This window comes from Fulvimarina endophytica (assembly GCF_003403015.1).
Classification (GTDB): Bacteria; Pseudomonadota; Alphaproteobacteria; order Rhizobiales; family Rhizobiaceae; genus Fulvimarina; species Fulvimarina endophytica.
The window spans coordinates 577962-590965 of sequence record NZ_QURL01000002.1 but is presented as its reverse complement, the minus strand read 5'-3'; the positions used below and the strand labels follow the sequence as shown (position 1 = coordinate 590965).

Below are 13004 nucleotides of genomic sequence, written 5' to 3'. Positions count from 1 at the left end.
CAGGTCGGCGAAGGCTCAGCCCTTCGCGGCATTCACGGCGCGCTTGGTGACGACCTTGACGAGATTGGCGCGATAGCCGGCCGAGCCGTGCATATCGCCCATCATGTCGTCCGGCGAGATCGACAGTCCGTCGAGCGCCGAGGCGTCGAAACTGGACGACAGGGCCTCCTCGGCCGCGGTCCAGCGGAAGACGCCGTTATTGCCGGCGCCGGTGACGCCGACGCCCACCGTGCCATCGGCCCGTTTGGCGACGAAGACGCCGGCCATGGCATAGCGGGAGGCCGGGTTGCGGAACTTCTCCCACCCGGCCGCCTGCGGCGGCTCGAAGGAGACCGCCGTCACGATCTCGTTCTCCTCGAGCGCGGTCTCGAACATGCCGGTGAAGAAGTCGTCGGCCGCGATCTCCCTCGTATTGGTGTGGATCGTCGCGCCCATGGCCAAAAGGGCGGCGGGATAATCGGCCGCCGGGTCGTGATTGGCGACAGCACCGCCGACCGTTCCCATATGGCGCACGGCCGGATCGCCGATGAGGCCGGCGAGATAGGAGAAGGTCGGCGCGTTCTGGCGCACCGTCTCGCTCGCCTTGGTTTCGGCATGGGTCGTCCCGCCGCCGATCCGCAGCCGGCCGTTCTCGAAGGAGATTCCCTTCAGATCCTCGATATGGCGCAGATCAATGAGGGCCGACGGCATCGCGAGCCGGGCCTTCATGGTGGGGATCAGCGTCATCCCGCCCGACATGAGCTTGCCCTCGCCATCGCTCTCGCGAAGAAGCTTGACCGCCTCGTCGATGCTGGTCGGGCGCCGATAGGTCGTTTCGTACATGGATTTCCTCCCTTTCCTTCCCTGCGTGTCCGGTCCGTCGAAGATCGCGGAGCGCAGGGTCGGGGACGTTTCAAGAACCCTCATCGCGGCGGGACGCGCTTGGCGAAGGCGCCCCGCCAGACCGCGTCTCAGGCGACCGCGTTGATCGCGTTCCAGACCTTTTCCGGCGTCGCCGGCATGGTCAGGTCGTTGTTGCCGATCGCGTCGGTGATGGCGTTGATGACCGCCGGCGGCGCACCGATCGCACCCGCCTCGCCGCAGCCCTTGAGGCCGAGAGGATTGGTGGTGCAGGGCGTCACCAGGGTTTCGACCTTGAACATCGGAAGGTCCCAGGCGCGCGGCATGGCGTAGTCCATGTAGGACGCCGTCACGAGCTGCCCGCTCTCGTCGTAGTTGACGCCTTCGAGAAGGGCCTGGCCGATGCCCTGTGCGAGCCCGCCATGGACCTGGCCTTCGACGATCATCGGATTGATGACGTTGCCGAAGTCGTCGGCGGCGATGAACTGGACGATCTTGGTGACACCGGTGTCCGGGTCGACCTCCACCTCGCAGATGTAGCAGCCGGCCGGGAAGGTGAAGTTCTGCGGATCGTAGAACGCGCCTTCCTTGAGGCCCGGCTCCATGCCGTCGGGCAGGTTGTGGCCGGTATAGGCGCCGAGGCAGACCTCGTGCCAGGCGAGCTTCTTGTCCGTGCCCGCGACCTTCACCTCGCCGTTCTCGATGACGATGTCGCCCTCGTCGGCCTCGAGGAGATGGGCACCGATCTTCTTGGCCTTGGCCTCAACCTTGTCGAGCGCCTTGACGATGGCCGAGCAGCCGACCGCGCCGGAGCGCGAACCGTAGGTGCCCATGCCGAACTGCACCTTGTCCGTATCGCCATGGACGATCTGGACGTTCTCGACGGGAACGCCGAAGCGCTGGGAGACGACCTGGGCGAAGGTTGTCTCGTGGCCCTGGCCGTGGCTGTGGGAGCCGGTCAGAACCTCGATCGTGCCGACCGGATTGACGCGGATCTCGGCCGATTCCCAGAGGCCGACGCCCGCGCCGAGCGAGCCGACCGCCTTCGACGGCGCGATGCCGCAGGCCTCGATATAGCAGCTCATGCCGAGCCCGCGCAGCTTGCCGCGGGACTTGGCTTCCGTCCGCCGCTCCTCGAAGCCGGCGACGTCGGCCATGCGCATGCCGGCCTCCATGCAGGCTTCGAAATCGCCGGTGTCGTAATTCATGATGACCGGCGTCTGGTGCGGGAAGGAGCGGATGAAGTTGATCCGCCGGAACTCGGCCGGCGAGATGCCGAGCTCGCGGGCCGCCGTCTCCATGGTCCGCTCGATGAGATAGGTCGCCTCGGGGCGTCCTGCCCCGCGATAGGCGTCGACCGGCGCGGTGTTGGTATAGACCGCCTTCACGTTCGCGTAGATCGCGGGGATATTATACTGGCCCGACAGGAGCGTCGCGTAGAGATAGGTGGGCGTCGCCGAGGAGAACAGCGACATATAGGCGCCGAGATTGGCGATCGTCTCGACGCGCAGACCGGTGATCCTGTGGTTCTCGTCGAGCGCCATCTCGACCTTCGAGACATGGTCGCGGCCGTGGGCGTCGGTGAGGAAGGCCTCGGTGCGATCGCTCGTCCACTTCACCGGAACGAGGGTTCGCCTGGAGGCCCAGAGGCAGACGATCTCTTCCGGATAGATGTAGATCTTGGCGCCGAAGCCGCCGCCCACGTCGGGCGCGATCACGCGCAGCTTGTGCTCGGGCGCGACATTGTAGAACGCGCTCATGACGAGACGCGCCACATGCGGGTTCTGGGACGTGGTGTAGCAGGTATAGTGGTCCTCGGCCGGATTGTAGTGGCCGAGGGCTGCGCGCGGCTCGATCGGATTGGGCGAGAGCCGGTTGTTGAGGATGTCGAGACGGATGACCTTGGCCGGGTTCTCGAAGGCCTTTGCCGTCGCCCCCTCGTCGCCGATCTCCCAGTCGAAGCAGAGATTGTTCTCCGCTTCCGGGTGGAGCTGCGGCGCGCCGTCCTTCAGCGCGTCGGGCCCCTTCACCACAACCGGCAGTTCTTCATATTCGATCATGACCGCATCGGCCGCATCGCGGGCCTGGTTGCGGGTATCGGCGACGACGATGCCGATCGGCTGTCCGACATAGCGCACCACGCCGTCGGCGAGCGCCGGATATGCGCCCATCTTCATGGGCGAGCCGTCCTTGGAGTTCACCTGCCAGCCGCAGATGATGTTGCCGATCCCGTCGGCCTTCAGCTGCTGGCCATCGAGAAAGTCGATGACGCCCGGCATGTCCCGCGCTGCCGAGGCGTCGATCGAGGTGATCTTCGCATGGGCGTGGGGCGAGCGCACGAAGGCGGCATATTTCATTCCCGGTACGGACATGTCGTCCGTGTAGCGGCCCATGCCGGTGATGAACCGGCGGTCTTCCTTGCGCAGAACCTTTGCGCCAATACCTTCGACACCCATGGGTGAACCTCCCTGTCAGTCGTTGCGGAGAACCGCCGCTGCGCATCCTCGCCGCGCGGCGTCCGATCGAAAATCTGCGATGGCGCCGCCGCTCGGGCGGCAATGCCTCATTCGGCCGCGACCTGCTGCTGGCCCGCACCCATCTTGGAGGCCGCATCGAGCGCCGCCTTGACGATGTTGTGGTAGCCCGTGCACCGGCAGATATTGCCGTCGAGTTCCTCGCGGACCGTCTCCTCGTCGAGATCGGATCCGTGCCGGTTGATCATGTCCGTGATCGTCATGATCATGCCCGGCGTGCAGTAGCCGCACTGGAGGCCGTGATGCTCCTTGAACGCGGTCTGGACCGCGTGGAGATCCTGCCCCTTGGCAATGCCCTCGATGGTCGTGACCTCCGACCCCGAGGCCTGGACGGCCAGCATGGTGCAGGATTTCACCGACTTGCCGTCGAGATGAACGACGCAGGCCCCGCACTGGGAGGTGTCGCAGCCGACATGCGTGCCCGTCAGGTGCAGGTTGTCGCGCAGGAAATGCACGAGGAGCGTCCGGTCCTCGCACTCGCCGGACACCTTCCGGCCATTCACCGTCATCGAAACTGTGCTCATATGATACCTCCCGTGATCCGATCGAACGGCCGCTCCACCGCCGCCGAAAGCCCCTTCGAACGCCGACGCGACGCGTCCTGAAGCGCACGCCCGGCACCCGCTCCCCCGCACCCTTTCGCCGGGTGCGCGGAGCCGGCGCCGGAGACTGCCGGCGGCTCGACCAGAGCCCGATTTCGCAGGATATCCTGCGTGTCCACCGGGCTTTTGGATATTGGACCTTGGTGCAGTGTGGAATGGTTCCAGCATTCCGGCAAGAGGCGCCGCGGCGCTGGCGCGGACCTCGTGTGACAGGTTCGGCACAAGCTCCGGGTGAAGTCCGCCCCGGCAGGTCATTTCGCCGCGCATCGGCCTGGAGACCGGTTGTTATCTTTAACGGAATCGTTCTTGTTGTCGGCCGATACTCAAGGTCCAACGGGGCGGCCGCTTTCGTGATGCGGTCACATGGAAGGCGGCAGCGGTCGCCGATTGAGACGGTCGATGCCGCAGGGACCTGCGACACCGGCTCGGCGAGGGGGAAGTTCGGTTTTGCGCAATTGGCCTCGTCAGGTCGTGAAGGTCGTGGTCGCGATGTCGGTTGCCGGCGCGGTCGCGCCGGGCTCCGCATCGGCCTTCGAACTGTTCGGTTTCAAGTTCTTCGAAAGCGAGGACGATACCGAGTTCGACGTCATCAATCCGCTGAACTACACCGTCCGCATGGAGGTGGCCCCGGCTGCGGACGACGACGGGGATCTGTCCTCGACGCTCGAGGACTCCTCGGTCCTCCTCGCCGACGAGGCGGAACCCGTGGCCGGCTCGCTCGGCCTGATCGCCAAGGCCAAGCAGGACCGCAAGCGCCTCGTGGCCGCCCTCTACGAGGCCGCGCGCTACGACGGCCTCGTCTATATCTTCATCGACGGCAAGAACGTCTCGGACATCCTCCCCGATACCAAGTTCGACGGCTCCCGCCCCGTTCCCGTCGTGATCCAGGTGCTGCCGGGGCCGAAATACGAACTCGGCCGCGTGGTGGTCGATACGAACGGCGTTCCCCTCGATCCGAGCGAATTCGGGCTTCAGACCGGCGGATCGGCCTCTTCGGTCGACGTGCTGGCGGCCGAGAACAAGATCTACCGGGACCTGCGCGAGGACGGGCGCCCCTTCGTCGCCGTCACCCAGCGCGACATCCTCGCCGATGCGGCGACCGACCGGCTCGACTATCTCACCGAGATCTCGCCGGGCAATCCGGTTCCCTTCGGCGAGACCTGGGTCGCGGGTGCCGAGGAGGTCGACCCCGGCTTCGTCGCCTATATGAGCGGCATCTATGCCGACGAGGTCTTCTCGCCGGAGGACCTCGAAAAGGCGAGGCAGCGCCTCGTCGATCTCGGCGTGTTCTCCTCGGTCGTCGTCAAGGAGGCCAAGGCGCAGGGACCGGATGGCCGCCTGCCGGTCCAGGTGACGGTCGCCGAACGCCAGAATTTCGGCTTCTACGGCGTCGGTGCGACCTATTCCAACACCGAGGGCGCAGGCGCCTCCGGCTATGTGGGCTATCGCAACCTCTTCGGGCGGGCGGAGAATATCCGCCTCGACCTCTCCGTCTCCCGGATCGGCGCGACGGCGATTTCGGGAACCGCGCGCGATCTCGACGGCATCGACTATTCCAGTTCGCTGGTCTTCGAGAAGCCCGGGGTTCTCGGCCCCGATTCCACCTATATCGGCTCGCTCGCAGCCGGGCGCGTCCAGCCGCTTGCCTATGAGCGCGAATTCGTGACCGCGAGCAGCGGCGTCGAATACGAGGTCGACGACAACCAGACATGGTCGGTGTCGGTCGCCGCGGACTATTCCGACGTGACGGACTTCCTCGGAACGCAGCAATATTTCATCGGCTCGGTCCCGATCAAATACACGTTCGACAACCGCGACAGCGAACTCAATCCCACCGAGGGCTTCCTCTTCGAGGCCAATCTCGAACCCTCCTACGGCATCAACACGCAGGCCTTCTTCCTGAATTCGCGCGTCGGCGGCAGCACCTATTATTCGCCGCTCGAAAGCGACCGGCTGATTCTCGCCGGACGTCTCGGCTACGGCACGATCTTCGGCGCGACACTGCAGGACGTTCCCAATTATCGTCGCTTCTACGCGGGCGGCGGCGGCTCGGTGCGCGGTTACGAGTTCCAGTCGATCAGTCCCTATTATCCCTCGCAGGCAGGCCCCGGCCAGAACTCGATCTTCGAGGACACGCCGCAAGGCGGCCTCTCGCTCTTCGACGGCGCCGTCGAGGCGCGCGTCGGGGTCACCGAGAACATCCAGATCGTGCCCCTCCTCGATTTCGGCGTCGCCTCCTCGGATCGGCTGCCGGAGTTCGCCGACATCAAGCTCGGCACAGGCATCGGCGCGCGATATCTGACGAGCTTCGGGCCGATCCGGCTCGACGTGGCCGTGCCGCTCGATCCGGGCCCGCGCGATTCGAGCTTCCAGTTCTATGCCGGCATCGGACAGGCGTTCTAAGACATGACCCTATTCGCCCGTTTCCTCGCTCTGTTCGCAGTCGTCCTGATCTCCGCCTCGCTGTCCGCACCGCGCACGGCCGAAGCGCAGGAATTCGTCGCCGACCAGATCGAGAACCTGATCAACTCGGATACGATGACCGTCGATATCCAAGGGCTTTCAGGCGCGTTCACCGGCGATATCCGCATCGAGAGCGTGACGGTCTCCGACCCGCAGGGCGTGTTCCTGACGGCGAGCGATCTCGCAATGGACTGGTCGCCGCTCTCGCTGGTGCGCTCGAACGTCAATATCGAGAACCTGACGGCCGGCCAGATCGTTCTCGAACGCCTGCCCGTCGGCCAGCCGGCGGCAGAGGAAGACACCTCCGAAGGCGGTTTCTCCCTCCCCTCCATCACCGCGAACATTAACAATCTCGCCGTCGAGGAGTTCGTCATCGGAGAGGCGATCGCCGGAACGCGGGCGCGGCTTTCCCTCAACGCCTCGCTGGCTCTCTCGGACGATCCGACCAATCTGGCGGTGAAGGCGAACATCCAGCGCCTCGACCAGCCGGGCCAGATCGCGATCGATCTAGCCTTCGCCCCGGCCGCCAACCAGCTGACCGTGGACATCCAGGCCAGCGAGCCGCAGGGCGGCCTCGTCGCGAACCTTCTCGACATCCCGGACCGGCCGGCGATCGACCTCTCGGTCAACGGTTCGGGTCCCTTGTCGGACTTCATGGCCAACGGCTCGCTGACGGTCGGCGGCGAACAGGCCGCGACGCTGACCGCACGCGTCAACGCGATCGACGCCGGACGCCGCGTCAGCCTCTCCCTTTCGCTCGCGGCCCAGCGCTTCCTCCCCGAAGCCTATGCGCGCTATGGCGAAGGCGGCGCCAATATCGATGCGCAGGTCGTCCTCAACGACGACGGCACCTATCGCATCGAAGAGGCGCAGATCGCCTCGAACGTCGTCGAACTCAATGCGAGCGGCACCGTCGATCCGAGCGGCGCCGGCAACGATCTCGACATCGCCCTCTCCTCGGCCGGGGGCGGTGCGCTCGACCTGTCCTTCGGCAGCGTCAACGTCACGATCGCCAGCCTCAACGCCGCCATCGAGGGCGCTCTCAACAATGCGCGCCTCGACATCTCCGCCACGCTGCCGGCGGGCGGTTATGGCGACTATCAGGCTGAGAACGTCGATTTAACCGCCCAGAGCTCCGGCTTCGACATCACCGGTCTCAGGGGCCCCTTCCAGGCGGTCGCGACCGCGCCCGGTTTCTCGGCGCCCGACGGCCTTCAGCAGCGCGTACTGACCGCGCCGATCCGCATCGCGGTCGACGGCGCGCTCACGGAAAACGGGCTCACCTTCAACCCGTCCACCGCGACGACCGACACCGCCGACCTCACGGTTTCGGGCTCGGCCGCCCTCACCTTCTCGACCTTCGATCTCTCGGTCGATTCCTCCTTCCAGACCTCGGCCATCTCCAGCGCTCTCGTGCCGATCGCCGGCGAGACGCTCGGCCTTGCGGGCAATGTGACGCGCACCGCCGAGGGCTTCCGCGTTTCCAACCTCGCGCTTGATTCCACCGGGCTTTCCGTGACCGGCAATGCGGCGCTGACGGGCGACCAGATCAGCGCCGATCTCAACGGCCGCCTCAGCGAGGCCTCGAACGTCAACGCCTCTCTCGGCGGAACCGCCGAGTTCGCACTCACGGCGAACGGCCCGCTCGATGCGCCCGATGTCGACCTGACGGTGGACGGCAACCAGCTCTCGATCAACGGACAGACGCTCGCCGATCTGAAGGTGGAGGCGCGCGGCACCTTCGCTTCCGGCGCGCCCACGGGCACGCTGTCGATCACCGGAACCCTCGACGGCGCTCCGCTGGAAGGCCGCGCCGATCTGAGAACCCTTCCCACCAACGAGCGCGAGATCTCCAATCTCCTGATCCGCCAGGGCGAGAACCGGGTGAGCGGCGACCTCCGCCTCACCGAAGCCGGCGCGCCGGTCGGAACCCTCGATGTCGCGATCCAGGATATCGGTCCGCTCGCGGCCCTCGGCGGCCTTCAGGCCTCGGGCGACATCAACGGCACGATCGGTCTCGACGTCGACGGCGATGCGACGCCCGTCGCCCGTCCCGACATCACCGCCAATTCGCTTTCCGTCGCAGGCACTGTGCTCAACCGTGCGACGATCGACGTCGTTATCGCCGATTATCTCGGCACCCCCTTCGTCACGGGTATGGTCGAGGCGGCCGCCATCGATACCGGCGCGGTGAGCGTCTCCAATCTTCAGGTGCAGCTCAGCCGCGAGGGAGACTTCAACGCGCTTTCGGCCGAGGCTTCCGCCAACGGCGTGCCGATCGAACTCGGTGCGCGGGCAAGCTTCGCCCCGAACGAGACGCTGCTCGCACTCACCCGCCTCCTCGCAGACGTGCCAGAGGCGCCCGTCCGTCTCGAGAACGAAGCGCGCGTCCGGATCGCCGACGGGGTCACGACGATCGACGGCTTCACGCTCGCGGTCGGCGATGGATCCCTGACGGTCGGCGGCTCTCTCGGCCAGACCTATGATCTCGACGCGTCCCTCGATGCTGTCCCCCTCGCCGTCGCCGCGCCCTTCATCGAGGGTATCGACCCGCGAGGAACCCTGACCGGCACCGCGAGCGTCGGCGGAGCGTCCGACAATCCGTCGGCGACCTTCGATATCCGGGGCCGCGACCTGACGACCGATCAGATCGCCCAGACGAATGTGCCACCGGTCGATCTCGACGCGGCAGGCACCTACGAGAACCAGACGCTGACCCTGCGTGACGCACGTGCGACCTTCGGCGAAGGCTCGCTGACGGCCACCGGATCGGTCGGTGAAGCCTACGATCTCACGGTCGATCTCACCGACCTGCCGGTCGGCCTTGCGAACGGCTTCGTTACCGGTCTCAACGCGACCGGCGACATCTCCGGCAGTGCACGGGTCACGGGCCCGCGCGACGACCCGAACGCGGTCTTCGACCTGACGGGCACCGGCATCAGCACGCCTGAAATCGCGCGCGCCGATATCGAGCCGCTAACCCTCGACGTCGCGGGCAGCTATGCGGGCGGGACCGCGACCATCGAAGAGGCCGCCGTGCGGGCGGGCAGCGCCTCCCTCACCGCCTCGGGCACGATCGGCGAAAGCCTCGATGTCGAGGCGCAGCTGCGCGACTTCCCGGTCGGTATCGCCAACGCGTTCGTCCCCGACCTCAACGCGGTCGGGACGCTGTCGGGAACCGCCAGCGCGACCGGTCCGGTCGGCGACCCGAACGCGGTCTTCGACATCACCGGCTCGGCGATCACCACCCGGCAGATCGCCCAGTCCGGTGTCCAGCCGCTCAGCCTGCGCCTCGCCGGCTCCTTCGCCGAGGGCACGGCCGACATCGAGACCGGCATCGTCAATGTGGGCGATGGCTCCCTGAATCTCGCCGGCACGGTCGGCCGCAATCTCGACGTCGATCTGACCGTCAACCAACTCCCCGTGGGCCTCGCCAACGGCTTCGTCGACAACCTCGATGCCTCGGGTACGGTTTCCGGCACGGCCACCGCATCCGGCTCGATTTCCGATCCGGCGGCACAGTTCTCCCTGACCGGCCGGCAGATCACGACCGAGGAACTGCGTAGCACCGGCATCGATCCGCTGACGCTCGATGTCGCCGGCTCCTATGCCAATGCGATCCTGACGCTCACCGAGGCCGAACTCGACGTGGGCGACGGCTCGCTGACGGCCTCCGGCACGGTCGGCGACAATCTCGATCTCGATGTCGTCATCGACGCGCTTCCGGTCGGCCTCGCCAACGCGTTCGTTCAGAACCTCGACGCCGAGGGCACGATCTCCGGCAGCGCGCAGGCAACCGGCTCGCTTTCGAGCCCGAACGCCGAGTTCCAGCTCGCCGGCCGGGGCATCACCACGCGCCAGATCGCCCAGTCCGGCACCGCGCCGCTGACGCTCGACGCCGAAGGCTCGTTCGCCGATGGAACGCTCGATCTGAGGACGGCCGAGATCAATGTGGGCGACGGATCGCTGACGGCGTCCGGCACGATCGGCGACAATCTCGACGTCGATGTCGACATCACCCGCCTTCCGGCGGGCCTTGCCAACGGCTTCGTGGACGGGCTCGGCGCGGAAGGCACGATTTCGGGCACTGCTGAGGCGACCGGTTCGCTCGCCGATCCGCAAGCCCGGTTCGAGCTCTCCGGCACCGGGCTCTCGACCCGTCAGCTTCGCGACGGCTCGGTCGCGCCTCTCAGCCTCCAGGCAGCGGGCGCCTATGCGGGCGGAACGCTGGATCTCCAGAATGCCCGCCTCGATGTCGGCTCCGGCTCCGTCACCGCGTCCGGCACGGTGGGCGATCAGCTGAATATCCAGGCGCAGATCAACCAGCTGCCCGTGGCGCTCGCCAACGGCTTCGTCGAGGGCCTTGGCGCGAGCGGCACCATCAACGGCACCGCGGAGGCGACGGGGTCGCTGTCCGCCCCCAATGCCCGCTTCGACCTTACGGGTTCCGGCATCACGACCTCGCAGATCGCCCGTTCGGGCGTCGGCCCGGTGGCCTTCGATGCCTCCGGAACCTATGCGAACGAGACGCTGACCATCGGCCGCTTCGACGTCGACGCAGGCACCGGTTCGGCGAGCGCTTCGGGCACCGTCGGCCAGTCTCTCGACCTGTCGGTGACCCTCGACCAGCTCCCGGTCGCCCTCGCCAACGGCTTCGTCGAGGATCTCGGGGCCCAAGGCACCTTGTCCGGTTCGGCCGAGGCGGCGGGCTCGCTTTCGAATCCGCGCGCGAGTTTCGACATCTCCGCAAGCAATGTCTCGGTCGCCCAGAGCCGGTCGGCAGGTGCTCCGGCGATCGATGCCGAGGTCGCCGGCAGCTACGCCAACCAGACCGTCGACCTCAGCCAAGCGGTGTTCGATGTCGGCTCCGGCCGGATCACCGTGACCGGCTCGGCGAGCGCCAACGCTCTGACCCTTCAGGCCCGGATCGCCGATCTACCGCTTTCGATCGCGAGCGCGGCGGCGGCGGGCGTCGACCCCCAGGGCACGCTGAACGGCACGGTCGCCGCGACCGGATCGCCCTCGAACCCCAATGTCCAGTACGATCTCGCAGCCTCCGGTGTCTCGGTCTCCCAGACGCGCGATGCCGGCATCGGGGCGATCGCGATCACCACGAACGGCACCTATGCCGGCAACCGGGTGACGACGGATACCAGCCTGTCCGGCTCCGGCATCGACCTTGCGGCGAACGGCGCGGTCGATCTGTCGGGCGGAACGCCGTCGCTCAATCTCTCGATCAACGGAAACGCGCCGCTGGAGCTCGCCAATCGCATTCTGGCCGAGGGCGGCCGCTCCATCAGTGGCACGCTCGGCGTCGATGCGACCGTCACCGGCCCCGTCAGCCAGCCGAACGCGAACGGGTCGGTCACCGTCAGCAATGGGCGCTTCGTCGATGCGACGGCCAATCTGGTGGTCAACACCATCAATGCGAGCCTCGCCCTCAACGGCCAGACCGCCACCATCAGCCAGTTCTCGGCCAATCTCGGCCAGGGCGGCACGCTCGACGTGAGCGGCACGATCGGCCTCGCTCCGCCCTTCGAGGCCGATCTTGCGGTCGATCTGAACCAGGGCCGCTACACGGACGGCGAGATCGTGACGGCGACCCTGTCGGCCGACATCACCGTCACCGGTCCGCTCACCGCAGGACCGACGATCGGCGGCACGATCACCGCCGACGAGATCAATGTGCTCGTCCCGGAAAACCTTCCGAGCTCGCTCGCGCGCATCGACGTCACCCATGTCAACGCGAACCCGGCTGTCTACGAACAGCAGCGCGAGATCTTCCCGGAGGCCGCCGCCGGCACCTCCGCGCAGGGCGGCGTCAATCTCGACCTCACCTTCCGGGCTCCGCAGGAAGTCTTCGTGCGCGGGCGCGGGCTCGATCTGGAACTCGGCGGAACGATCCAGATCGTCGGCAATTCGGCGAGCCCCGAGATCACCGGCGCGTTCGAGCTGATCCGTGGCCGCTTCGGCATCCTCGGCAAGCGCCTCGATTTCACGGAAGGGCGTCTGACCTTCACCGGCAATCTGGTGCCGACCCTCGACCTCCTCGCCCGCTCCACGAGCGGCGACGTCACGGTCTTCATCGCCGTGACGGGTCCTGCGGACGATCCGAGCTTCACCTTCTCCTCCAACCCGTCCCTCCCCCAGGACGAGGTTCTCGCCCGCCTGATCTTCAACCAGGGAACGAGCGAGCTCTCGCCCCTGCAGATCGCGCAGCTGGCCGAGGCGGCGGCCTCGCTCGCCGGTATCGGCGGATCGACGGGTCTTCTGGAGAACCTGCGCTCGCAGCTCGGCGTCGACGATCTCGATATCTCCACGACGGCAGACGGCGAGACGGCGGTCGGCGTCGGCAAATATATCAACGACAACATCTATCTCGGCGTCGATTCCACCGGTCGGGTCTCGGTCGATCTCAATCTGGGCGCGGGCCTCAAGGCGCGCGGCTCGGTGAACGCCGAGGGCAGCGGCGAGGTCGGCGTTTTCTACGAAGGCGAGTTCTGAGCGAAGGGCGGCGTGGCGCGACGGCGCCGCCCTCCAGCATCGAAAGCGTGAGCCGGCGGCC

General features: G+C 66.8%; 5 protein-coding genes. 2 read left to right on the top strand and 3 right to left on the bottom strand.

The genetic code is table 11. The annotated features are described in order from the left end of the window. Nucleotides 1-15: 15 nt before the first annotated feature. The 3 genes from DYI37_RS06165 to DYI37_RS06155 form a co-directional block, all read right to left on the bottom strand. Nucleotides 16-822, bottom strand: coding sequence for an FAD binding domain-containing protein (locus DYI37_RS06165; protein WP_116682299.1), 807 nt, complete (start codon nt 820-822; stop codon nt 16-18). Nucleotides 823-950: 128 nt separating this feature from the next. Beyond that, the gene (locus DYI37_RS06160; protein ID WP_116682298.1) at nt 951-3296 is read right to left on the bottom strand and encodes a xanthine dehydrogenase family protein molybdopterin-binding subunit; all 2346 of its coding nucleotides are present in this window, start codon (nt 3294-3296) and stop codon (nt 951-953) included. 107 nt (nt 3297-3403) lie between these two features. After that, nucleotides 3404-3898 (bottom strand): (2Fe-2S)-binding protein, encoded by a 495-nt coding sequence (locus DYI37_RS06155; RefSeq protein ID WP_116682297.1) that lies wholly within the window; start codon nt 3896-3898, stop codon nt 3404-3406. Between the two features lie 567 nt (nt 3899-4465). Between DYI37_RS06155 and DYI37_RS06150 the strand changes: the two genes are divergently transcribed. Together DYI37_RS06150 and DYI37_RS06145 are read left to right on the top strand one after the other, a co-directional pair. After that, on the top strand, nt 4466-6379 hold the full coding sequence (locus tag DYI37_RS06150) for an autotransporter assembly complex protein TamA (RefSeq protein WP_116682436.1): 1914 nt from the start codon (nt 4466-4468) through the stop codon (nt 6377-6379). Between the two features lie 3 nt (nt 6380-6382). After that, the gene (locus DYI37_RS06145; RefSeq protein ID WP_116682296.1) at nt 6383-12943 is read left to right on the top strand and encodes a translocation/assembly module TamB domain-containing protein; all 6561 of its coding nucleotides are present in this window, start codon (nt 6383-6385) and stop codon (nt 12941-12943) included. Nucleotides 12944-13004: the final 61 nt, after the last annotated feature.

What these genes read in the sequence shown, in the direction of transcription:
- DYI37_RS06160 (WP_116682298.1), bottom strand. Translation starts at nt 3,296, where the DNA reads ATGGGTGTCGAAGGTATTGGCGCAAAGGTTCTGCGCAAGGAAGACCGC.
- DYI37_RS06150 (WP_116682436.1), top strand. Translation starts at nt 4,466, where the DNA reads ATGTCGGTTGCCGGCGCGGTCGCGCCGGGCTCCGCATCGGCCTTCGAA.
- DYI37_RS06165 (WP_116682299.1), bottom strand. Translation starts at nt 822, where the DNA reads ATGTACGAAACGACCTATCGGCGCCCGACCAGCATCGACGAGGCGGTC.
- DYI37_RS06155 (WP_116682297.1), bottom strand. Translation starts at nt 3,898, where the DNA reads ATGAGCACAGTTTCGATGACGGTGAATGGCCGGAAGGTGTCCGGCGAG.
- DYI37_RS06145 (WP_116682296.1), top strand. Translation starts at nt 6,383, where the DNA reads ATGACCCTATTCGCCCGTTTCCTCGCTCTGTTCGCAGTCGTCCTGATC.